13 protein-coding genes, 16 tRNA genes and 3 rRNA genes are annotated in these 24578 nt (G+C 39.6%); 6 read left to right on the top strand and 26 right to left on the bottom strand.

Annotation, left to right across the window (positions count from 1 at the left end; all coding sequences use genetic code 11):
• Positions 1-139 precede the first annotated feature (139 nt).
• Positions 140-1759: an amidohydrolase gene (locus Q8X41_RS13870; RefSeq protein ID WP_397536862.1), complete on the bottom strand. Its 1620-nt coding sequence runs from the start codon at positions 1757-1759 to the stop codon at positions 140-142.
• 15 nt (positions 1760-1774) lie between these two features.
• Positions 1775-3112, bottom strand: coding sequence for an APC family permease (locus Q8X41_RS13865; RefSeq protein ID WP_397536861.1), 1338 nt, complete (start codon positions 3110-3112; stop codon positions 1775-1777).
• Positions 3113-3381: 269 nt separating this feature from the next.
• On the opposite strand from Q8X41_RS13865, the gene Q8X41_RS13860 reads away from it, so the two are divergent.
• Entirely contained in the window at positions 3382-4755 is a 1374-nt protein-coding gene (locus tag Q8X41_RS13860; protein WP_397536860.1) for an APC family permease, read from the top strand.
• 448 nt (positions 4756-5203) lie between these two features.
• Here the strand turns inward: Q8X41_RS13860 and Q8X41_RS13855 are convergent, their stop codons facing one another.
• The 22 genes from Q8X41_RS13855 to Q8X41_RS13750 form a co-directional block, all read right to left on the bottom strand.
• Positions 5204-6568 carry a putrescine aminotransferase gene (locus tag Q8X41_RS13855; RefSeq protein ID WP_397536859.1) on the bottom strand — a complete coding sequence of 455 codons (1365 nt, stop codon included), beginning with the start codon at positions 6566-6568 and terminating at the stop codon, positions 5204-5206.
• A 12-nt stretch (positions 6569-6580) separates the two neighbouring features.
• Positions 6581-8074: an aldehyde dehydrogenase family protein gene (locus tag Q8X41_RS13850; protein WP_397536858.1), complete on the bottom strand. Its 1494-nt coding sequence runs from the start codon at positions 8072-8074 to the stop codon at positions 6581-6583.
• A 194-nt stretch (positions 8075-8268) separates the two neighbouring features.
• Positions 8269-10386: a sigma 54-interacting transcriptional regulator gene (locus Q8X41_RS13845; protein ID WP_397536857.1), complete on the bottom strand. Its 2118-nt coding sequence runs from the start codon at positions 10384-10386 to the stop codon at positions 8269-8271.
• A gap of 245 nt (positions 10387-10631) precedes the next feature.
• A tRNA-Glu gene (locus tag Q8X41_RS13840) sits at positions 10632-10703 on the bottom strand.
• Position 10704: 1 nt separating this feature from the next.
• Positions 10705-10781: transfer RNA gene (locus Q8X41_RS13835), tRNA-Asn, on the bottom strand.
• 9 nt (positions 10782-10790) lie between these two features.
• Positions 10791-10867, bottom strand: a tRNA-Ile gene (locus Q8X41_RS13830).
• A gap of 4 nt (positions 10868-10871) precedes the next feature.
• A tRNA-Tyr gene (locus tag Q8X41_RS13825) sits at positions 10872-10955 on the bottom strand.
• A gap of 7 nt (positions 10956-10962) precedes the next feature.
• A tRNA-Thr gene (locus Q8X41_RS13820) sits at positions 10963-11038 on the bottom strand.
• 6 nt (positions 11039-11044) lie between these two features.
• Positions 11045-11120, bottom strand: a tRNA-Phe gene (locus Q8X41_RS13815).
• 36 nt (positions 11121-11156) lie between these two features.
• Positions 11157-11233 (bottom strand) — tRNA-Asp (locus Q8X41_RS13810).
• A gap of 4 nt (positions 11234-11237) precedes the next feature.
• A tRNA-Met gene (locus tag Q8X41_RS13805) sits at positions 11238-11314 on the bottom strand.
• A gap of 26 nt (positions 11315-11340) precedes the next feature.
• Positions 11341-11433: transfer RNA gene (locus Q8X41_RS13800), tRNA-Ser, on the bottom strand.
• A gap of 15 nt (positions 11434-11448) precedes the next feature.
• Positions 11449-11524 (bottom strand) — tRNA-Ala (locus Q8X41_RS13795).
• 13 nt (positions 11525-11537) lie between these two features.
• Positions 11538-11614, bottom strand: a tRNA-Pro gene (locus Q8X41_RS13790).
• 4 nt (positions 11615-11618) lie between these two features.
• A tRNA-Arg gene (locus Q8X41_RS13785) sits at positions 11619-11695 on the bottom strand.
• A 40-nt stretch (positions 11696-11735) separates the two neighbouring features.
• A tRNA-Gly gene (locus Q8X41_RS13780) sits at positions 11736-11810 on the bottom strand.
• A 14-nt stretch (positions 11811-11824) separates the two neighbouring features.
• Positions 11825-11906: transfer RNA gene (locus Q8X41_RS13775), tRNA-Leu, on the bottom strand.
• A gap of 17 nt (positions 11907-11923) precedes the next feature.
• A tRNA-Lys gene (locus tag Q8X41_RS13770) sits at positions 11924-11996 on the bottom strand.
• Between the two features lie 22 nt (positions 11997-12018).
• Positions 12019-12094, bottom strand: a tRNA-Val gene (locus tag Q8X41_RS13765).
• A 7-nt stretch (positions 12095-12101) separates the two neighbouring features.
• Positions 12102-12218: ribosomal RNA gene (rrf, locus tag Q8X41_RS13760) — 5S ribosomal RNA — on the bottom strand.
• 59 nt (positions 12219-12277) lie between these two features.
• Positions 12278-15206 (bottom strand): 23S ribosomal RNA (locus tag Q8X41_RS13755).
• Positions 15207-15388: 182 nt separating this feature from the next.
• Positions 15389-16938 (bottom strand): 16S ribosomal RNA (locus Q8X41_RS13750).
• The 16S, 23S and 5S rRNA genes sit together here with 16 tRNA genes alongside, the layout of an rRNA operon.
• 985 nt (positions 16939-17923) lie before the next feature.
• On the opposite strand from Q8X41_RS13750, the gene Q8X41_RS13745 reads away from it, so the two are divergent.
• The 3 genes from Q8X41_RS13745 (at position 17924) to Q8X41_RS13735 (ending at position 20790) form a co-directional block, all read left to right on the top strand.
• Entirely contained in the window at positions 17924-18403 is a 480-nt protein-coding gene (locus Q8X41_RS13745; RefSeq protein ID WP_397536856.1) for a hypothetical protein, read from the top strand.
• Between the two features lie 124 nt (positions 18404-18527).
• Positions 18528-19976 (top strand): hypothetical protein, encoded by a 1449-nt coding sequence (locus Q8X41_RS13740; RefSeq protein ID WP_397536855.1) that lies wholly within the window; start codon positions 18528-18530, stop codon positions 19974-19976.
• A 139-nt stretch (positions 19977-20115) separates the two neighbouring features.
• Positions 20116-20790, top strand: a complete 675-nt coding sequence (locus Q8X41_RS13735) for a DUF2642 domain-containing protein (protein WP_397536854.1) — start codon at positions 20116-20118, stop codon at positions 20788-20790.
• A gap of 295 nt (positions 20791-21085) precedes the next feature.
• Here the strand turns inward: Q8X41_RS13735 and Q8X41_RS13730 are convergent, their stop codons facing one another.
• Complete coding sequence (locus tag Q8X41_RS13730) at positions 21086-21871, bottom strand: TrmB family transcriptional regulator (RefSeq protein ID WP_397536853.1); 786 nt, start codon at positions 21869-21871, stop codon at positions 21086-21088.
• 114 nt (positions 21872-21985) lie between these two features.
• Here Q8X41_RS13730 and Q8X41_RS13725 point away from each other — a divergent pair, with 114 nt between their 5' ends.
• Complete coding sequence (locus Q8X41_RS13725) at positions 21986-22762, top strand: TSUP family transporter (protein ID WP_397536852.1); 777 nt, start codon at positions 21986-21988, stop codon at positions 22760-22762.
• A 276-nt stretch (positions 22763-23038) separates the two neighbouring features.
• On the opposite strand, the gene Q8X41_RS13720 is transcribed toward Q8X41_RS13725, so the two are convergent.
• Positions 23039-23605 carry a TetR/AcrR family transcriptional regulator gene (locus Q8X41_RS13720; protein ID WP_397536851.1) on the bottom strand — a complete coding sequence of 189 codons (567 nt, stop codon included), beginning with the start codon at positions 23603-23605 and terminating at the stop codon, positions 23039-23041.
• Between the two features lie 154 nt (positions 23606-23759).
• Between Q8X41_RS13720 and Q8X41_RS13715 the strand changes: the two genes are divergently transcribed.
• A complete protein-coding gene (locus Q8X41_RS13715) occupies positions 23760-24518 on the top strand; it encodes an SDR family oxidoreductase (protein WP_397536850.1) in 759 nt (252 codons plus the stop codon).
• Positions 24519-24578: the final 60 nt, after the last annotated feature.

Below are 24578 nucleotides of genomic sequence, written 5' to 3'. Positions count from 1 at the left end.
ATAAATATAACATTCACTTTTCTAATAGTTGTAACTATATGAGGAACAAATAGATAAAATAAACATTCATGAGCTTTTGTCTCCCAAATACAGGCATGAATAATTTTATCGTCCTATTTCAAACGTTGGAGTAAGACTTTTACTTTACCATAACTGCTTCCCACACCTTTTGACCGTCCATCAATGTTAGAACTACTTCTGTTTCTAAAATTTCCTCTTTCGGACATGCGAACAAGTCTCGATCTAATACAATAATATCTGCAAACTTCCCTACTTCTAATGTACCAAGCTCTTGCTCCCTAAATACGCTATAAGCGGGGACTTGTGTATATGCCTTTAATGCCTGGGCAAGTGTTACTTTTTCTTGTTCATTCCACGTATCTTTTAACGTAATATCCATTCTTGTAACTGCATGATAGATTTCTAACATTGGCTCAAGCGGTACAATTGGATAATCACTACTGTAAGGAACAATCGCACCTGAATCGATTAATGTTTTGTTAGGGTAAATATATGGTTGTTTTTCTTCTCCTACACGTGTTGTATGACTTTCACGTGGCATTAATGCCATATGGTATGGTTGAATGGATGGCATTACACCAAGCTCTTTGAAGCGCGGAATATCAACTGGTGATACAATTTCAATATGTTCTAATGAATGACGCGCATCACGTTTACCATTTACTTGCTGTGCTTTTTGATATAAATCTAAACCTAGGCGGACAGCTCCATCTCCAATTGTATGAAAGCGTATTGCAAAACCATTATAATCTGCTTCAATAACCCATTTTTCAAGAGTTTCTACAGGATAAGCAACATCACCAACAGAATCTGGCCTGTCTAAATACGGATCAAGCATATATGCTGTATGCCCTGTCACTACCCCATCAATAAACTGTTTTAATCCACCTAATTGTAATTTTTCTGAATTGAATAGCGTACGTAGCATGCGTGCTTTCCCCATATCACCATTTAATGGAGGATAAACATGCAGTCTTGTTGTTAAGCACCCTTCTTCATCTAATTCTTTATAAATATCATATTGCTGTAAGCGTTCATGTGCACGACTTGCATACAAATCATTAACTGATGTAATTCCAAGCTTCGCTGCTTTCTCTAAGAAGCTTTCGACCATTTCTTTAAATGTTTCTTTTGAAAAATCATAGGCCAAATCTGTTGCCATCGATATCGCTGTTTCAATTAAAATACCAGTAGGTTCTCCGTTTTCATTTTTCACGATAATACCGTAATCAGGGTTTTTCGTATCTTTCGTGATATTGGCAAGCGCCAAAGCTTTCGTATTGACCCAGCCATAATGTCCTTCTGCATGTAATAAGACAATCGGACGGTCTTTCAATACCGCATCTAATTGCTCACGAGTTGGAAATACTGTATCACCCCAAGCTGTATGATCCCAGCCTGTCCCGATAATCCAATCTCTTGTTGTTTGTGTCTTGGCATAATCTACTACCATTTGAATCGCTTCTTCAGCAGAAGTGGCATCGAATAAAGATACTGCCTGTGTACTAAAAACACTGCCAAGCATAATATGCATATGTGCATCATGGAAGCCTGGCATAACAAGCTTATCCCCCACTTCAATTACTTCTGTAGATTCTCCTTGCCATGACACAATATTCTCCCAATGATCAACTGCTAATATCCGATTATCTCGAATAGCAATCGCTAGTTTTTGTGGCTCATTTGCAAGTCCTGTGAAAATACGATTTCCTTTAATAATTTTCGTTGCTACAGTCATTTCCATACCCCCTGGTTATAATTGTGCTTGTCCAGACAAATCAATTTCTGGTGGAGCCTTCTTGAATCCCTTCGTCAAAACAAGCATATAAATGACACCACAAACAAACCAAATACTACCTAGAATAATTGAATGCCGATCCAAATTAATCAATAACCAAATATCTAACACCGCTCCAATCAGCGGAATAATTAAGTATAAAAAAGTACCTTTTAAGGACCTTTGCTTACCTTTTACAAAATAATAAGCAATGACAGATAAATTCACACATGTGAATGCTAAGAAGGCACCAAAGTTAATGAATGATGCTACAAGCGTCAAACTAAGTACAAGTGCTAATAACGAAAATACGCTAATTAATAAAATATTATTTACAGGAGTGTCATATTTCTTATGAAGCTTGGAGAAAAACCCCTGCGGTAATTGCCCGTCACGCCCCATCGCAAACAATACGCGTGATGCACTCGCCTGTGATGACATAGCAGAGCCAAATGCGGTAAATCCATAGACTGCTAAAAAGAATGAAGCGAATGTTTTGCCACCGACAAGCTCAATAATGTCATTGGCAGCCGCATCTGCATTCGTAAATGTGCTGTAATCTGGCCATACATTATGGGCAAAATATGAAACAGCAATAAAGACAAGCCCACCCATAAATACAATCGTATAGACAGCACGTGGAATCGTTTTTTGTGGATTAATCGTCTCCTCTGCAAATGTAGTCGCGGAATCAAACCCTAAAAATGAGAAGCATAATAATGCCGCTCCTGCAACAACGAATGAAAATGGTTCACTTGTATTATAGAAAGCATCAAAATTCCAAATACTCCCCGTACCCGCTCCGCCATTAATTTCTTGAATAGATAGACCAATAAAAATCGCAATAAACAAAAGCGATACACCTGTTAATAAAATATTCGCCTTTGTTGCCATCTGCACCCCCAGTATATTGATAACGGTTACAAGGATTAATAAACCTAACACCCAAACATATGGAGGGATTGACGGAAAGGCAGCCGAAAAGAAAATGCTAAATAATAGATAATTCACCATCGGAATAAATAAATAGTCCATCAAAATAGACCAACCGACTAAAAAACCTACAAACGGATTAATCGCCTTTTGCGTATAAGCATAAGCTGAACCCGCAGACGGAATCGCCTTTGCCATCTGTCCATAGCTATATGCAGTAAACAACATGACAACAAGTGCTAATACATATGCCCCTGGTACCATACCGTGCGAAATTTCTGCAGCAATGCCGTATGTACTAAAGACCGTTGCAAGTGCCATAAACGAAAAGCCAAACAATACAACAGGTATTAATGTTAATGTCCGCTTCATTTCTTTCATAGAATTCCTCCCTATTAACAGATTTCAATTTCATATACTTTGTACATGCATAATCTATGCCAATAAAATTCCCCATACCTTCGTTTTTCTGTTAAAGCGAAGTATGCAAAATTGAATTTATTATGCTAATTTGAATAATAATTTGCTAGAAGGAGGAGAAAGAAATTCTACTTTTATACATTTATTTCTCTCAAAATCTATATTCTGAATTTTGGCATACTTTATGCAGATGAAATGTAAAGGGAAATTTTTATTAGGGGGAATGATAGATGGAGAATGGTTCTACATTAAGGAGATCACTTAAATTATGGCAAATTGTAATGATTGGACTTGCTTATATGACACCAATGGTTGTATTCGATACGTTTGGTATCGTCTCGAGTGTTACAGATGGACATGTTCCAACATCTTATGTCATTGCTTTAGTTGGCATGCTACTCACCGCCGCAAGCTACGGTAAACTTGTCCGCATCTTTCCAACAGCAGGATCCGCATACACATATACGCAAAAGGCGATTAGTCGTAGGCTTGGTTTTTTAATTGGTTGGGCATCTTTACTTGATTATTTATTCTTGCCGATGGTCAATGCATTGTTAACACAAATATATTTAACAGCTTTATTTCCAGAAGTTCCATCATGGTTATGGGTTGTGCTATTCGTAGCGCTTGTGTCGTTTTTAAATTTACGAAGCGTTAACTTGCTTGCCAATTTTAATGCGATTTTCGTATTAATACAAATAGTGATGGTGGTTGTCTTTATTATTCTTGTAGTTCGTGGCCTTCAAACGGGAGAAGGAACTGGAACAGTCTTTTCACTTCAGCCATTTATCTCTGAGAATATGAATATGGGGCATATCATTACAGGGGCAACAATCTTATGTTTCTCATTCCTTGGATTTGATGCAGTCACAACATTAGCAGAAGAAACACCTAATCCTAAAAAAACAATTCCAAAAGCAATTCTTTATACGGCTTTATGGGGCGGTGTTATTTTCATTACTGCTTCTTTCTTTATTCAATTATTCTTCCCTGATGTCTCACGCTTTCACAATCCAGATGCTGCTTTACCCGAGATTGCACTTTATGTAGGCGGAAAACTATTTCAGACTATTTTCTTATGTACGACATTTGTTAATACACTTGCGTCTGGAATGGCTTCACATGCAAGTGTGTCACGATTGCTTTATGTAATGGGACGAGATCAAGTCTTTCCTGAAAAATGGTTTGGCTATATTCATCCAAAGTGGAAAACACCCTCTGTTAATGTATTAATAGTAGGAGCTATTTCACTATCTGCTATTTTCTTTGACTTGGTAACAGCGACCTCGCTTATTAACTTTGGGGCACTGATGGCATTCACATCCGTTAACCTTTGTGTTATTAGTCATTTTGTTATTCGTGAAAAAAAGCATCGGACAGTGAAAGGCTTCTTCAATTATTTAGTCATGCCAATTCTCGGTGCCCTATCTGTTGGCATACTTTGGTTTAATATTGAAAGAAGTTCACTCATTATGGGGATAATTTGGTTCTCCATCGGTTTCGTTTACTTACTATACTTAACAAAAGCATTCAGCAAAGCACCTCCTCAATTCAAAGAGGAAGATGTAGTTTCCGAGTTACCTGACATGCAAATTACTAGCTAATAGAAAGTCCGTAGCTTTCATTTTAAGCTACGGACTTTTTTGCTTTACAATTAATATAGATAACTCAGATCTTTGATTTCCACTGCGAGTGACGTTTTCCACGGGAGGTACCGAGCTGCTTCCCTCGCCATATTCAGTCCAGGGTCTCTACTGTCCCGCTTTTCCCTCTTAAACGCATCCCGCAGCGAGGTTCAGCTGAATGCGTAAATGAACTAAACAATCTACTTTAGGATTCAGCTTCAAAAGGCTGAGATTAAGAAATGCTTGTTTGGAAATCATCGAAAAACAGTACCGAATTATAAATAGCAAAACAGGGAGGCATAACTTATTATTACTAAGAAATGCCTCCCTTACTTATACTATTATGACTTTATCAGTGCCCACTAAATTCCAGTAGTGCTTTTTGTAGTTTTATAAAAATTGGATACAAATATTAAGCAAAATAGAATTATAGTGATTCTAATACTTCTTTAAAACGGCTAATTACTGCATCTACTTCTTCATATTTAATCGTTAATGCTGGCTCGATACGGATTGTTTTTGAATTAATTAAAGTACCTGCAACAAGTACGCCACGATCAAACATACCTTTTGATACTTCATAGCCGACTTCATCATCATGGAATTCAATACCAATCATTAAACCTTGACCACGAATTTCTAATACTTTATCTTTATGTGCTTCCGCTACTTCACGTAAGCCTTGTAAGAAATATTCACCCACTTCAGCTGCACGTTGTGGCAATTGTTCTTCGATTAATACACTAATTGTAGCAAGAGCCGCTGAACACGCTAATGGATTTCCGCCAAATGTTGTTGTATGCATGAATGGGTTTGGGAACCAGCTTTTGAATACTTCTTCTTTTGCTACAACAGCTCCTGCTGGCATAACTCCACCGCCGAATGCTTTTGCTAAGCAAATAATATCTGGTACTACATCATAAAGCTCTGATGCGAACATTTTCCCTGTACGGCCCATACCTGTTTGCACTTCATCTAAGATCATTAATGCACCGTATTCATCACAAAGTGCACGAACTTCTTTTAAATAATCTTTTGGTGGAAGAATAATACCACCTTCACCTTGGATTGGTTCAAGAAGAACTGCAGCTACATCTTCACCTGTTAATGCACAAGCTTCAAATGTTTTACGCATCATGTCAATATCACCAAATGCAACATGACGGAAACCTGGTACTAGCGGTAAAAATGGTTTGCGGAACATGTTTTTTGATGTTGCAGATAATGCCCCTAAGCTTTTACCATGGAATGCTTTTGTTGTTGCGATGAAAGTTGTACGTTCACTGTACATTTTTGCTAATTTCAACGCTGCTTCTACACTTTCTGTACCACTGTTTGTGAAGAATGAGTATTTTAAGTCCCCAGGTGTAATCTCAGCCAACACTTTTGCCAACATTGCACGTAAAGGGTCTAGTAAATCTTGACTGTGTAAAGCTTGACGTTGTAACTGATCTTGCACAGCTTTCATTACTTTTGGGTGGCGATGTCCAACATTATAAATACCAAAACCGCCTAGGCAGTCGATATATTCATTACCATTTAAGTCTTTAAAGCAAGAATCGCCATCAGACCATTCAACTGCTGCAAATTGGCCGTCTTTCGTAACGGTTTTGCGGTATTCTAAGAAGCCTGGGTTAACATTTTCGCGGAAGCCATTAACTGTTTCTTCAGTAATCCATTTTGCTTCTTCAGCTGTTACTTCTTTTTTTTCAATAATATTTAATACTTTATCTAGGTACTCTGAAACTTCCGCTTCTTTTTTCGTTAATTGACTATTCACATTGATACTCATATGATCCGCTCCTTATTTTTCGAACCATTGTACTGGTTCTACTTGTAGATTGATATTAATTTGTTTAATTTCTTGGAATTCATCGAAGCCGTATGTACCTAGGCTACGACCGATACCACTTTCTTTATATCCACCCCACGGTGCTTCGTTATATGTTGGATGATACGAATTAATCCAAGTAATACCTGAACGTAATTTTTTGATAATGCGTAATGCTTTTGCACCATCATTTGAGAAGACTGCCCCTGCCAAACCGTATTTCGTTCCATTTGCCAATTGAATTGCTTCTTCTTCTGTGCTGAACTTCTGAATGACTGCAACAGGTCCAAAAATTTCTTCCTGTACGATACGCATATCTTGATTTACATCTACAAAGGCTGTTGGCTCTACAAAATATCCTTTATCATAGCCATTTGCAGTGATGCGATTACCACCACAGATAACACGCGCGCCTTCTTCTTTACCAATTTCGATATAGCTTAATACTTTTTCAAGATGTTGTTGGCTTACTAATGGGCCCATTTCTGTCCCATCTGCTAAACCAGATCCTACTTTAATCTGTTTTGCACGTTCTACAAAACGATCTACAAAGCGATTATAAATACTTTCTTCTACTAAAATACGTGAACCCGCAGAGCATACTTGCCCAGAGCCACAATAAATACCGAATAATGCAAAGTCTACTGCTACTTCAAAGTCAGCATCTGCAAAAATAATATTTGGTGATTTCCCACCAAGCTCAAGCGATACTTTTTTCATTGTATCTGCTGCCTTTTTCATAATATGTTTTCCTGTTTTCGTACCACCTGTAAACGAAATCATATCAACATCCGGACTTTCTGTAATTGCATCACCTACAACATTACCAGCGCCCATCACCATATTTGCTACACCTTTTGGTAAGCCTGCTTCTTCAAAAATCTCGAATAATTTTGTTGGTGTGATTGGCGTTACTTCGGATGGTTTGAAAACAACCGTATTTCCCGCAGCTAAAGCAGGTGCAAGTTTCCAAACACTCATTAATAATGGGAAGTTCCAAGGAACGATTAAACCACAAACCCCTACTGGCTCACGAACAACCATTGCTTGCATTGGGTCTGTCACATGATAGGTTTCGCCATCTGGCTTTGTCACGATGCCTGCATAATAACGGAAACATGCAGCAGCATCTGCTATATCACCTTCTGCTTCTCGTAATGGCTTGCCATTATCAATTGTTTCAAGACGTGCTAATTCTTCTGCACGTTCGTCAATTTTATCTGCTACCTTCAATAAAAAAGCGGCCCGCTCTATTGCTGGTACTTCTGACCAAACACCTTTATCAAATGCTTCACGCGCTGCTTGAATGGCTTTTTTGGCATCCTCTACTGTTCCTTCAGGTGCTTGTGCAATCTCTTCACCAGTTGCTGGATTGATGATTGAACGCTTGCCACCATTAGATGACTTTGTCCATTGACCATCGATATACATATTCAGTTCAAGTGTATCTACTTTCACCTTTATCATGTTTTGCTCCTCCTTTAACTGTTGTCATATTACATAAAGCAAGAAGCGTGCCAACTCTCAAACTACGACTCTATCGATATTTTAGAAATGCTATTATGCAAATGAACATACATTTATGCAGTTTCGCATATATTTACCCACAATTGCATAAAAAATCCGCCAATGTCTTCACATTAACGGATTCTGGATTCTAATTATTGTTCATACTTTTTTTGCAAAATCTTTTGATACTTGCGACTAACGGAAGACTGACTTATCCCTAAAGCCTTCGCAGCTCGTGTCGTTGTCTTATACTGCTTCATGGCGAGCATAATCAGTTGTTCTTCTACATCATTAAGTGCCTCTTCTAGCGGCATTACCCGGGTAATAACGGGCTTCTTATGATTCACGGTATAACCAAGTGATAAAAAACGGCTAACAAACTCAGAAGTAATAGCTGGTTCATCAGCTGATACAACTAATCTTTCAATCATATTTTGCAATTCACGTACATTACCTGGCCATGCATAGAATTCCAAAATATTAATTGCATCTGGTGTAAGCGTATAGTTCTTTCCATAACGCTTATTCAATTTTTCTAAAAAGTGAAATGCCAATACAGGGATATCTTCTACCCGTTCTCTTAAAGGAGGAATATGTAGTGGAATAACATTTAAACGATAATACAAATCCTCACGGAAAGTACCATTTGCCACCATCTCTTGAAGATTTTTATTCGTCGCTCCTATAATTTGCACGTTAATTGGTATAGGCTTTGTGCTCCCGATTTGAACGATTTCTTGTTCTTGCAATACACGCAATAGTTTTACTTGTAAATGTAATGGCATTTCACCAATCTCATCTAAAAACAGCACTCCTTCATGTGCCTGTTGGAAATATCCAATCTTTCCATTCTTATCGGCACCTGTAAATGAGCCCTTCGTATAACCGAACAGTTCACTCTCCAGTAAGTTTTCTGGGATTGCTCCACAATTCAGCTTCAAAAATGGCTTCTCAGAGCGATGTCCAAGCTGATGAATCACTTGTGCAATAACTTCTTTACCAACACCTGATTCGCCATACAGCATAACTGTTGATGAAAAATCTGCAATTCGCTTCGCTTGTTGGACTAAACGCTCCATCTTCTGACTTCGATAAATAAGCTGTTCTGTTGAACGTTCTTTATTTTTGAAAAGATCAAGCTCTTTTTTATACTGCGCAGAGATTTTTCTCATCTCTTGCAGTTCACTCTCTAATCGAGTTGACTCTGTAATATCTCGCGATGCTATTACAATTCGAGTAATTTCTCCTTGTTCGTTAAAAATGGGATTCCCAACTGATAAAATTTTACGCTGATTTTTCGTCTCCTGAACGACAGATACTTTTGTTTTCCCCTTAAGCACTTGTCCTATAGAATTTGGACAATAACGTCCCTCTTTTTCAAGTGCCAACAAACTTTTACCAATCCATTCATTCAAATTCGTATCCCACACACCTGGGATTAGACGCTCACTTGTACGAATTAGCTCTCCTCTTCCATTAACGACCAATATTTCATCATAAATACTTGATAAAATAGCATTTAAATCCTTATTAAGTCCTTTAATATCTTCAATCTCTGTCGCCATTTCCTCTACTTTTGGCAAATCTTGAACAACAATTACAATTCCTTCAACAACCTGCTCAAAATTGATAATTGGGCAATAATCGACAAGTACAATCGCATCATCACCAATTTGAAGCTGATTTAAAATTGTCTTTCCTGTATTAAAAACATAATGTAAGTATGATCGGTTAAAAATTGCCTCTGCATCACAATTTTCCGCAAATTCCTTATCTAATCGCATCATTTTCAGTGATGCATCATTATAATTGACAATACGATGCGAGCGATCCACCACAAAAATCCCCATCGGTATGGATGTCAAAATAATTTTCAACAAATCTATTGCCTGATTATCTTGCTTAAAAAGTTCAACAAGCATTTCCTCACGACGCAAATAACCAATTATATCGCCGTTCACACCTTGCACCAATGCAAATGGCTCGCCAATAATTTGGAACAATACTTTTACAGATAGATGCTCGTCTACCTGACAAATGCTATCAAGTGAAGTGGCATAGTGTCGAAGATCCTCTACTGTTAGATGCGGGCTTTGCTGTACATCTTGTTGCAATGTATTCATATTAATATATGACTCTAATTTCCCTTGTCTCTTTAAAAATAAAAAGGGTTCTTTCATGTCCTTAATTGCTATTGATTGTTGACGCTCTAAATGGTCAATATCAATTGTCGCAAGTGGTCTAAGTTTCTCTACATCAACTGCAAACATTCTAATTCCCCCTTGGTTATTTTTATCATAACATTTTTGCGGAATTTTTAGAAAATTTATAGGTAAAAAAGTGGCTCTACGTCAAATGTTAGGAGAACTAATTTTATATTAGTTGCTCTAATCGAAATAAACTTAAACATTTGACACAGAACCTGAATAAAATATTTTCATTTTAGTAATACAATTATATTATTGCAACGAAAAAATTCTTAAGAATCAAATGACTCTTAAGAATTTTTTAAGTATGACCCCTACGAGATTCGAACTCGTGTTACCGCCGTGAAAGGGCGGTGTCTTAACCGCTTGACCAAGGGGCCATGGCTCCGAAGGCAGGACTCGAACCTGCGACCCTCTGATTAACAGTCAGATGCTGCTACCAACTGAGCTACTTCGGAATAATATTATGGTGGGCCTAAATGGACTCGAACCATCGACCTCACGCTTATCAGGCGTGCGCTCTAACCAGCTGAGCTATAGGCCCATAATGGTGGAGGGGGGCAGATTCGAACTGCCGAACCCGAAGGAGCGGATTTACAGTCCGCCGCGTTTAGCCTCTTCGCTACCCCTCCGAAAAAATGGTGCCGGCGAAAGGAGTCGAACCCTCGACCTACTGATTACAAGTCAGTTGCTCTACCAACTGAGCTACACCGGCATATCATGGTGGGTCGGGACGGAATCGAACCGCCGACACTTAGAGCTTCAATCTAATGCTCTACCAACTGAGCTACCGACCCATGATAATGATATTTTTTATTCTTTTTTAAAAAAAATGGCGGTCCGGACGGGACTCGAACCCGCGACCTCCTGCGTGACAGGCAGGCATTCTAACCAGCTGAACTACCGGACCATTTTGGTTGCGGGGACAGGATTTGAACCTGCGACCTTCGGGTTATGAGCCCGACGAGCTACCGAACTGCTCCACCCCGCGATAGTAATATTAACTTGATTGAAAAATGGAGGAGGAAGAGGGATTCGAACCCCCGCGCGGTTTGACCCGCCTGTCGGTTTTCAAGACCGATCCCTTCAGCCAGACTTGGGTATTCCTCCGAAATAATCTTTATATGGTGGAGCCTAGCGGGATCGAACCGCTGACCTCCTGCGTGCAAGGCAGGCGCTCTCCCAGCTGAGCTAAGGCCCCATATGATTTAAAATGGTCGGGAAGACAGGATTCGAACCTGCGACCCCTTGGTCCCAAACCAAGTGCTCTACCAAGCTGAGCTACTTCCCGAAAATGGTGCGCCCAGCAGAAGTCGAATCCACAACCTTCTGATCCGTAGTCAGACGCTCTATCCAGTTGAGCTATGGGCGCATATATATGTTATCTTATTTTAAGAAATTTTACATAAAAATGGAGCGGAAGACGGGGTTCGAACCCGCGACCCCCACCTTGGCAAGGTGATGTTCTACCACTGAACTACTTCCGCAACATACTTAAAAATGCGGGTGAAGGGAGTCGAACCCCCACGCCTTGCGGCGCTAGATCCTAAGTCTAGTGCGTCTGCCAATTCCGCCACACCCGCGTTATAAAATTAAATGATGAGTCATGCAGGATTCGAACCAGCGACCCTCTGATTAAAAGTCAGATGCTCTACCAACTGAGCTAATGACTCATTTAAAATAAATGATAAAAAATGGTGGAGGATGACGGGATCGAACCGCCGACCCTCTGCTTGTAAGGCAGATGCTCTCCCAGCTGAGCTAATCCTCCATATATAGCCTAGCAACGTCCTACTCTCGCAGGGGGACAGCCCCCAACTACCATTGGCGCTAAAGAGCTTAACTTCTGTGTTCGGCATGGGAACAGGTGTGACCTCTTTGCCATCATTACTAGACTATTGAGATTGTTCTCTCAAAACTGGATAAACATTCATTGAAGTTCTTAAATCAACTTTTGGTTAAGTCCTCGATCTATTAGTATTCGTCAGCTCCATGTGTCACCACACTTCCACCTCGAACCTATCTACCTTGTCGTCTTCAAGGGATCTTACTTACTTGCGTAATGGGAAATCTCATCTTGAGGGGGGCTTCATGCTTAGATGCTTTCAGCACTTATCCCGTCCACACATAGCTACCCAGCGATGCTCTTGGCAGAACAACTGGTACACCAGCGGTGTGTCCATCCCGGTCCTCTCGTACTAAGGACAGCTCCTCTCAAATTTCCTACGCCCACGACGGATAGGGACCGAACTGTCTCACGACGTTCTGAACCCAGCTCGCGTACCGCTTTAATGGGCGAACAGCCCAACCCTTGGGACCGACTACAGCCCCAGGATGCGATGAGCCGACATCGAGGTGCCAAACCTCCCCGTCGATGTGGACTCTTGGGGGAGATAAGCCTGTTATCCCCGGGGTAGCTTTTATCCGTTGAGCGATGGCCCTTCCATGCGGAACCACCGGATCACTAAGCCCGTCTTTCGACCCTGCTCGACTTGTAGGTCTCGCAGTCAAGCTCCCTTGTGCCTTTACACTCTACGAATGATTTCCAACCATTCTGAGGGAACCTTTGGGCGCCTCCGTTACTCTTTAGGAGGCGACCGCCCCAGTCAAACTGTCCGCCTGACACTGTCTCCTACCCCGCTAAGGGGTACGGGTTAGAATTTCAATACAGCTGGGGTAGTATCCCAAGGACGCCTCCACCGAAGCTGGCGCTCCGGTCTCTCTGGCTCCTACCTATCCTGTACAAGCTGTACCAAAATTCAATATCAGGCTACAGTAAAGCTCCACGGGGTCTTTCCGTCCTGTCGCGGGTAACCTGCATCTTCACAGGTACTATAATTTCACCGAGTCTCTCGTTGAGACAGTGCCCAGATCGTTACGCCTTTCGTGCGGGTCGGAACTTACCCGACAAGGAATTTCGCTACCTTAGGACCGTTATAGTTACGGCCGCCGTTTACTGGGGCTTCGGTTCTCACCTTCGCTTACGCTAAGCAATCCCCTTAACCTTCCAGCACCGGGCAGGCGTCAGCCCCTATACGTCACCTTACGGTTTTGCAGAGACCTGTGTTTTTGCTAAACAGTCGCCTGGGCCTATTCACTGCGGCTCTCTCGGGCTTGCACCCTACTAGAGCACCCCTTCTCCCGAAGTTACGGGGTCATTTTGCCGAGTTCCTTAACGAGAGTTCTCTCGCTCACCTTAGGATTCTCTCCTCGACTACCTGTGTCGGTTTGCGGTACGGGCACCTCCTACCTCGCTAGAGGCTTTTCTTGACAGTGTGAAATCAGGAACTTCGCTCATACGAGCTCGCCATCATAGCTCAACGTTATAGAGAGCGGATTTGCCTACTCTCACGCCTTACTATTTAGACGCACATAACCAACAGTGCGCTTACCCTATCCTACTGTGTCCCCCCATTACTCAAATGGTAGGGAGGTGGTACAGGAATATCAACCTGTTATCCATCGCCTACGCCTATCGGCCTCGGCTTAGGTCCCGACTAACCCTGAGAGGACGAGCCTTCCTCAGGAAACCTTAGTCATTCGGTGGATGGGATTCTCACCCATCTTTCGCTACTCATACCGGCATTCTCACTTCTAAGCGCTCCACCAGTCCTTCCGGTCTGACTTCTCAGCACTTAGAACGCTCTCCTACCACAGACATCGTAGATGTCTATCCACAGCTTCGGTGAATTGTTTAGCCCCGATACATTTTCGGCGCAGCGTCACTCGACCAGTGAGCTATTACGCACTCTTTAAATGATGGCTGCTTCTGAGCCAACATCCTGGTTGTCTAAGCAACGCCACATCCTTTTCCACTTAACAATTACTTTGGGACCTTAGCTGGTGGTCTGGGCTGTTTCCCTTTTGACTACGGATCTTATCACTCGCAGTCTGACTCCCGTGCATAAATCACTGGCATTCGGAGTTTGTCTGAATTCGGTAATCCGGGATGGACCCCTAGTCCAAACAGTGCTCTACCTCCAGGATTCTCTATCACGAGGCTAGCCCTAAAGCTATTTCGGAGAGAACCAGCTATCTCCAGGTTCGATTGGAATTTCTCCGCTACCCACACCTCATCCCCGCACTTTTCAACGTGCGTGGGTTCGGGCCTCCAGTAAGTGTTACCTTACCTTCACCCTGGACATGGGTAGATCACCTGGTTTCGGGTCTACAACCACATACTCATTCGCCCTATTCAGACTCGCTTTCGCTACGGCTCCGTCTTTTCAACTTAACCTTGCATGTAATCGTAACTCGCCGGTTCATTCTACAAAAGGCACGCTATCACCCATTAACGGGCTCTAACTACTTGTAGGCACATGGTTTCAGGATCTCTTTCACTCCCCTTCCGGGGTGCTTTTCACCTTTCCCTCACGGTACTGGTTCACTATCGGTCACTAGAGAGTATTTAGCCTTGGGAGATGGTCCTCCCAGATTCCGACGGAATTTCACGTGTTCCGCCGTACTCAGGATCCACTCAGGAGAGAATGAACTTTTGACTACAGGACTGTTACCTTCTTTGGTGGGTCTTTCCAAACCGCTTCGTCTAACTCATTCCTTTGTAACTCCGTGTTGAGTGTCCTACAACCCCAAGAGGCAAGCCTCTTGGTTTGGGCTCTTCCCGTTTCGCTCGCCGCTACTAAGGGAATCGAAATTTCTTTCTCTTCCTTCAGGTACTTAGATGTTTCAGTTCCCTGAGTCTGCCATCATGACGCTATGTATTCACGTCAAGATACTGTCCCATTACGAACAGTGGGTTCCCCCATTCGGAAATCTCCGGATCAAAGCTTACTTACAGCTCCCCGAAGCATATCGGTGTTAGTGCCGTCCTTCATCGGCTTCTAGTGCCAAGGCATCCGCCATGCGCCCTTAATAACTTAACCTATAAGTTATTAAGCCTAAAAAATTTAAAACTTAATATAAAAAATGTGTTACTTAAGAATTTCTTCAATGTCGTTTTATCCAGTTTTCAAAGAACAAGTTTTGAAAGCGATGAGCCTTCAAAACTGAACAGCAAGCGTTAATCGTATAAGTTCCAAGAACTTATTTCCGAAATATTCCTTAGAAAGGAGGTGATCCAGCCGCACCTTCCGATACGGCTACCTTGTTACGACTTCACCCCAATCATCTATCCCACCTTCGGCGGCTGGCTCCAAAAGGTTACCTCACCGACTTCGGGTGTTACAAACTCTCGTGGTGTGACGGGCGGTGTGTACAAGGCCCGGGAACGTATTCACCGCGGCATGCTGATCCGCGATTACTAGCGATTCCGGCTTCATGTAGGCGAGTTGCAGCCTACAATCCGAACTGAGAACGGTTTTATGAGATTAGCGTACTCTCGCGAGTTAGCGACTCTTTGTACCGTCCATTGTAGCACGTGTGTAGCCCAGGTCATAAGGGGCATGATGATTTGACGTCATCCCCACCTTCCTCCGGTTTGTCACCGGCAGTCACCTTAGAGTGCCCAACTGAATGATGGCAACTAAGATTAAGGGTTGCGCTCGTTGCGGGACTTAACCCAACATCTCACGACACGAGCTGACGACAACCATGCACCACCTGTCACCAATGTCCCCGAAGGGAAAACTCTATCTCTAGAGCGGTCACTGGGATGTCAAGACCTGGTAAGGTTCTTCGCGTTGCTTCGAATTAAACCACATGCTCCACCGCTTGTGCGGGCCCCCGTCAATTCCTTTGAGTTTCAACCTTGCGGTCGTACTCCCCAGGCGGAGTGCTTAATGCGTTAGCTGCAGCACTAAGGGGCGGAAACCCCCTAACACTTAGCACTCATCGTTTACGGCGTGGACTACCAGGGTATCTAATCCTGTTTGCTCCCCACGCTTTCGCGCCTCAGTGTCAGTTACAGACCAGACAGTCGCCTTCGCCACTGGTGTTCCTCCAAATCTCTACGCATTTCACCGCTACACTTGGAATTCCACTATCCTCTTCTGCACTCAAGTTCCCCAGTTTCCAATGACCCTCCACGGTTGAGCCGTGGGCTTTCACATCAGACTTAAGAAACCACCTGCGCGCGCTTTACGCCCAATAAATCCGGACAACGCTTGCCACCTACGTATTACCGCGGCTGCTGGCACGTAGTTAGCCGTGGCTTTCTAATAAGGTACCGTCAAGGTACGTTCATTTCCTAACGTACTTGTTCTTCCCTTACAACAGAGTTTTACGATCCGAAAACCTTCATCACTCACGCGGCGTTGCTCCATCAGACTTTCGTCCATTGTGGAAGATTCCCTACTGCTGCCTCCCGTAGGAGTTTGGGCCGTGTCTCAGTCCCAATGTGGCCGATCACCCTCTCAGGTCGGCTATGCATCGTTGCCTTGGTAGGCCGTTACCCCACCAACTAGCTAATGCACCGCGGGCCCATCCTGTAGTGACGCCCGAAAGCGCCTTTCAACATTTCACCATGAGGTAAAATGGATTATCCGGTATTAGCTCCGGTTTCCCGAAGTTATCCCAGTCTACAGGGCAGGTTGCCCACGTGTTACTCACCCGTCCGCCGCTAAATCAGAGGAGCAAGCTCCTCATCATTCGCTCGACTTGCATGTATTAGGCACGCCGCCAGCGTTCGTCCTGAGCCAGGATCAAACTCTCCATAAAAGTAAAGTTTGAAAGCTCATTAGCTTTGCTAGCGTATCATCTATAAGATGATATCTATTGTTTGTCCTTGTTACTAACAGAAGTTAGTAAACAAAGTTTATTGATTAACGTCTTGCTTGTTCAGTTTTCAAGGTTCATTTTACGCCACTCACTTAGCGACTTGATTATTATATCAAGTCTGATTAACGATGTCAACAACTTTTTTTGAGAATATGTTTTTTTCGTTTTGTCTCTTAGCGACTTAAATAATATAACATGTCATTCATATTAGAGTCAACATATTTTTATAGATATTTATTATATTTTATAAATTATATGCGTTTCTTCTATTACAGAAGATCCTAAATCATAAACACGATAATTTCCCATTGTAGAACTCACATATCATTATCTTAATTAAAAGGTATATAAAATAAATAAGATTTTGCAGAAACACCTCTTAATTTAGATAAGCAAAATCCCATTCTACTATGACGATAAATTTAAAGACGCAAATGAGTTTTCATATACTTTACAAAACCTAATTCAGGTGTACCTATATTAATAGAGTACTTAGTTGTTCATTTAGTAATCATTTTTGAAAAAAAACGGTCCCGAACATTATCTCGATACTCCTCTTTATTGCAAACGTTATTATGTAATAATCGATTTTTATCGACTGTACATGAGTAAAGTACATTAATCGTAATAAGCTCCTGAAAAAGGAATAATCCTATTTTGCTATTTAGTATAGATATTCCGTCTTGTATTTATAAAAAAACGACTAAATAGATTAGGGCATAATAGATATATCCTTTTCCATCCTTTAAAACAATCCGCTTCAGATGTTATAAATCTAGTACCAAATTCCAAATGATGAACATATATTAGTTAAAATTTTGATTTACCCAAAATAAAACTTATTGATTAATATTGGGCTTTTGACATTAGCTACCCACTTAATGATACATATGGATAGTAAGAACAAAAAAAGGAGGGCAAGGGAATGAATAAAGAAATGTTAAGTACTTTAGTGAATCAAGTCATTAAAGTAGATAGAGGTGGGCCTGAAAACACTACTGGAATGTTGTTAGCTGCTGAAGAAGATCATATTACAGTACTTACAGAAAATGACGGAGTTATCTACTATAAAACACAACATATCAAAAGCATAACACATGATTCCAAAGGCGGTATGGAATTCAACACCGTAATACCTGAAAACTTTGAATTTTTACAAGGAAAGGACTTCAAAAGTGTTCTAGGTGACCTAAGATTTCAATGGGTGAAAATTAATCGAGGTGGGCCTGAAAAGTTAGAGGGTGTTCTAGACGAAATTACTGATGATTACTTAACAATTATCTTGAACGAAGAAATCATTAGAGTTTCCATGTTCCATATTCGAAGCATTAACTATGGGCTTAAGATTGAAAAAGAAGAGGTAGAAGACGCAAAGGACAAAGAAGGAAATGCGAAAAAAGAATAAAATCCCTCTAATATAAGCAAGATCCCTGAAGAAAAGCTATACTAAACGACAACGGAATAGCTTTCAACAACTGAAAGTATGGCATAATTTTTTTAAAGAATAAATAATGAAAGGGGCCCCCTAATTGGTAGAGGGTAACTTTGAAAATTCAATAGGGGGTCTTGTGGGTAAGAAAATTGGTTTTTATCTTAATGATAACCAATTTATCCAAGGCGTCTTATTAAATGTTAAGCGAGATCACCTTATCGTAAAAGTGGATCAAAGTGTAATTTATTTTGCACTCAATCAAATTCATGCATGTTCAAAAAACGCTAAAGACTTTCGGGTATCAACCCAAGTAGTTCCATATCTCAACAGAAATAATTTAACCGATGTTTTGGATGACTTGAAATACAAATGGGTAACCATAAATTGCATGACTAATAAGACATTTGCTGGATTGTTAAGCAGGATTTATGAAGACCACATTATATTACTAAACAATACAGAACAACTATTTGTACAAAAATCATATATATCCGATATCTATAAAGGAGTTTATGAAAGTATTGAACATCATCAAGAAAATGATGTTACAGAAGATGTTACAGAAGATACTGATCAATCCCTATCCTCAAAAGAAGAGTCGAATCAACTTCCTGAACCCGAACTCGTTCCACTTTTGGAACATGAGTCTGTTCCATCTCCTGAACCCGCCCCTGTTCTACCTTCTGCACCCGAATCTGTCCTATCTCCTGTATCCGACACTATTCCAACTTTTGAGTCTGCTCTACACACGGAATACGAACCTATCCTACCTTCCGAACCTGAGTCTATCCTACTTTCTATGACTAAGCCTGTTCAATCTTATGAGCCTGAATCTGTTCAACTTTCAGGGAACCAAAACATTCATGCTCAAGAAGAGAAAATTATTAGAGAACAAAAATCAAAAAATAAGATGACACCACAAGAGTACTTCGATTTCATTAAAAAACGACATAATAATGATGAAACAGATGATAAAAATTCAGAAATGAATAATACACAGATACATGCAGAGACAAAGTCAACCCAAGATACTTATGTTACATCATTGAATACTGAAAAATTTCAATATGATAATGAATCCAATGATTCTATAGTAGACTATCTTAATCCGTTACCAATCAAGAGAAATAGAAAAAATAGAAATAGAAAATTTAAGCTAACCAAATCTAACGCATTTCAAAAAAAAATTGCAGATGCGACCTTTTCTTTAAAAAATAAAAAACTTTTAAAAACAGAGCAAAGCTCCTTTGATAAAGGTTACGAAGTCTATTATTATAATACAGATCCTAACAATCACCATACCGAGCCTCTGTTTTGTAACTCATTATGTATTCCAAAACATAAATCTCACAAAGAAGTTAGTCTTGATGCGGATTCAAATATTTTAACTAACTATCCAGAATATAACCAATCACCATCTGATTCCTATCCTATAAACCAAATCAGTCCAAGAGAAGAAAAGATAACTTTAGAAAAGCAATATTACGCATTAATGAAGTATGCTGAAAAAATGTACCTTCAATTAAAGAATGATCGATTAAAATAAGAATACTCAATATAGTCATGACGAGAAACAATTGTATCTCTTTAATAGGAGTGGACATTTATTAAACCAATAGGCTTATATATTGGTTTAGTAAACTAAAATCGTTTCGTAGAAAATTTGACTAAAGAGGATGGTGACATTGGATAAATTACTCCAAAATTTTGATAAAGAAATAGTAGAGCTTGAGATATCAGGTGGTAAATTTCTTAAAGGTTCTATCATTGATATAAGCAGTGAAATAGTTGTTCTATTTAATGGAACGGATTATCTTTACATTCCTATTGACCATATACAAAATTTATTGGTGAATACCAATAATGGGGATGAGATTGATGTACCTTCAGAACCTCCTACTATTACAAATAAAGAGAAAGAAGATTTAACCCTGACACAGGTTCTTACCCAAGCCCAAGGAATGTACACTGAAATTTATGTAACCGGTAAGATTCCTTTGCATGGCTATATTTCAAATATTATGAATGACTATATTGTATTTCAATCTCCTATCTATAAAACAATGTATATTGCATTAAAACATTTGAAATGGCTTATTCCGTATTCTTTTAATCAAAAGCCTTATGGATTAGCAGATCATACTTTTGATATTCAACCTTATAATGAGCCCTTATCAAGAGATTTAGCAATCCAAGTAGAAAAAATGAAAAATGAACTTATTATTATTAATATTGGCGAAAAAAGTGATTATATTGGAAAAGTAAATAATATCGTAGGGAAAATTGTAGAAATAAAAACAGCACGAACAAATTCAGCTTTTCTTAACCTCGATCATTTCAAAACGATTCACCTGAGATGACACCTTTTGAAATTCTTCGAAATCTGAAAATCCTTGTACTTAAATAGATTGCTTTGATTTATTTGAAATTACCCGCAACTTTCTCTTTTTAAAGGGAGGGTTGCTACGGTAATCACATATAACATATAGAATGATTTAAGCCCTGAGCAAGGGCTTATCTTTTTGTTAATGTAGTATATATGAAGTTTTGGTAATCTTTCTAAGTGGATAATTTATTCATCCACCTTATACCCTCCTTCAACGTTCCATCCCTTGCTATCCACAGGTGCATAACTTTTCATCCCTTATCCACAAGCTATTCTTCCATAAAGAATTTTTTGCGTTCAGTGGATACCCACTGTTCTAGGTTATCTTGGCTTCGTCTGACCAATCGATTTACTAAAACATCATGCCAAACATAATCTTCCAATAGATAGATATGCACTGGATCATCTGTATAAAATGCCAATTCACGCTCATCTAAGCATGACCCATATATCATTTCCTTTGCATCAATAGATAGGACAAACCATTTTGTGCTTGTCGGTGCTTCTGTAAAATGAGTAATTCTGTGTAAATCTACACCTTTTGCAGGGTGATTAACATGCAATGTAATACCTTGAATTTGGACATTTTCAGCTACTTCTTCTAAATCATTTCTTAACTCTCCATACATATCGTCCCACATTGAAATAATAATTCGCTTTTGGGCTTTTTTAATGAGTGATTTGCAATAGCTAATAATCGCCATTTTTTCTTTTAATGTAAGCACTCGATTGTCTGGTTTTTCTTCTGTTGTTTCTAGCTGCTTTAGCTTTTTGCTCAAACTTTGATAATTTGTTTCCCAAGTGGATTGTGCTCTTTCTAGAAAGACATCGACGGGTAGTGGTGAATAAACAGCACCATCCGTTTTTTCCTCTTTTAAGACAATCCCTTTTTCTACGAGGGTTTTCAAAATATCATAGATTCGTGCTCGTGGTATACCAGAATTTTTACTTACTTGGTAAGCAGTTACTGTTCCCTGTTTGACTAAGGAAACATAGGATTTTGCTTCATATTCAGTGAATCCAATTGACTTTAGCTGCTGCACTAAGTTCTCCATTTTGCATTCCTCCGTTTTTCTCTTATCTTAATCATACCAAATTTTTTTGAACTATTTACAATCAAAAGGATTTTAGTTACTATTTTAGTAGTTACTAAGCAGGAGGTTAATTTGATGCCGTTTGATTTAGATATTAATTTTTCATTATTATTAATTCTTGTAATTTTTGGGTTTTTGGCAGCGTTTATTGATTCCGTTGTTGGTGGAGGAGGTTTAATTGGATTACCAGCGTTATTATTTGTTGGCCTCTCACCTGCTGCAGCAGTTGCAACAAACAAGCTTGCAGGAACAATGGGATCTTTTACTAGTACTATTACTTTTTACCGTTCCGGAAAAATGGATTTCAAATCTGTTGCAAAGTTTTTTCCATTAGTATTTGTTGGTTCAGCACTAGGTGCATGGATTGTCCATTTGATGAATCCGGATGTTTTGAAGCCACTAATGCTCATTATGCTTGCAGCAGTGGCTGTATATACCATCTTCAAAAAGGATTGGGGAAGCATTTCTACATATAAAAAATTATCGCCAGCTAAACTTGTTCTATTTATTGTAGTGATCTTCGCATGTGGTTTTTACGATGGTTTCTTAGGACCTGGTACAGGGTCTTTTCTTATCTTTGCCTTTTTAATGGTTGGTTTTGATTTTCTAAAGGCTGCAGGGAATGCTCGATTCTTAAACTTCGGAAGTAATATTGCAGCATTACTGATGTTCATGTCCTTAGGGCAAATCCATTATGCCTATGGAATACCAATGGGCATTGCACAAATATTCGGTGCTATAGCCGGCTCTAAATTTGCCTTGAAACAAGGGACTGGCTATGTACGAGTATTATTTATCATTGTTACATGCTCATTATTAACTAAAAATGTTTATGATTATTTCTTTAAATGAGGAATAGAATATTTATGAGGCTGTCTAAAAAGTACACTTTCATAAGAAATAGCTTAAGATAATATTAAAAATTAGATAATAGAAATGTGCGCTCTGGCACTTGCTTTACGTGGGCAAGCCTTGAGCCGCTTCGTCATGATGCAGATTGCTTTTCCAGTAGGGGGTTTCTCGTACCACCTCTATATGTAGTGTAAAATCAAAAATAGATTATAAATATTTCAACTATACGGGGGGCTAATTCACTTATTGCCCCCCCATCTTTTTATAGCTTTCTTCTTAGTCCTTCAACTGCAATATCTTCGTAAGTTGCTCATTCATATAGGAAACTGAATACGAAAAATTACGATTCACCCATTCTACAATCATACCGATGATGGCATAAGTTTGATAGGAAGCATATAAATCTACATCTATGCCATTATGTTTGTATTTGTATTGTTCTATTTCTTCCTTGATCCATTCTTTAATTTTTTCACTAAAGATATTGTGAAACTTGATGGTGCTTTCATAAGAAAAGACCATTTGATAAAACTGCTTGTACTCTAATATGTGTTGAAAAATACCAATTGTCTCACTTTTTAATGTAGCCATGTTAAGTATCGGTTGATGTGAGTACGGTTCAAAATATGCTTTAAAAAAGTCATTCATTATTCTCTCCATGACTTCGTTAAACAGATCTTCCTTCTGTACATAATGCCCATAGAATGTTCCTCTATTTACTTGGCCCACCTTACATATATCTGTAATAGAAATATCCTCGTAATCCTTTTCATTGATTAATTCGATTAAAGCCTGATGAAGTGCTTTTTTTGTTTTAATAACACGTAAATCATTTTTATTCATAAATGGGGTTCCTCACTTATTGAACACTTATTCTTTAATCTGTTTAATAACCTACTATTTATCTTAATTTTGCTTATTGAAACCGTTTTCTTATGTATTATACAATATTTATTGAACAAATGTTTGATAGATAAATATTAAAGGAGAGATTGATATGCGTTTAGAAAATAAAGTAGCCATCGTCACTGGTGCAGCATCTGGTATGGGTAAAGCTATAGCAGAATTATATGCAAAAGAAGGCGCAAAAGTCGTTGCCTCCGATTTGAATCTTGAAGGTGCAGAAGCCATTGTAGATGGTATTAAAGAAAACGGTGGTATCGCTGTAGCTATCAAAACAAATGTTGCCGAAGAAGCAGATCTTCAAGCAATGTATGATTTAGCGATTGAAAAATACGGTAAATTAGATATTATCGTCAATAATGCAGGCATCATGGATGGTATGCAACCAGTTGGCGAAGTAGACGACAACCGTTGGGATTTAGTATTCTCCGTTAATACAACTGGCGTTATGAAATCAATGCGTATCGCAACTAACATCTTCCTAGAACAAGGCCATGGCGTAATCGTCAACAACATTTCAGCAGGTGGTCTTTATGGCGCTCGTGCTGGTGCTGCATACACTGCTTCAAAACATGCTGTTGTTGGTTTAACTAAAAACACTGCCTTTATGTATGCAGATAAAAATATTCGTTGTAACGGCATTGCTCCTGGTGGCGTAGCAACAAACATCGGCTCAACCATGACAAATATGAGTGAATTAGGAGCAGCTCGTCAAAATCTAGGTATGGCCATTATGCCACGTGGTGGTCAACCAGAAGAAATTGCACAGCTTGCATTATTCTTAGGTTCTGAAGAATCAAGCTTTATCAACGGGCAAGTAGTAGCAGCTGACGCTGGTTGGTCTGCATACTAATTGATGCTATAGAGCGATTAATACAATCCTTCATAAATTTAAAGCCAAGAGCAGTGGATC

The sequence above is a fragment of the Rummeliibacillus pycnus genome (assembly GCF_044359855.1).
Classification (GTDB): domain Bacteria; phylum Bacillota; class Bacilli; order Bacillales_A; family Planococcaceae; genus Rummeliibacillus; species Rummeliibacillus pycnus_A.
This window is presented reverse-complemented; position numbering and strand designations above follow the sequence as displayed.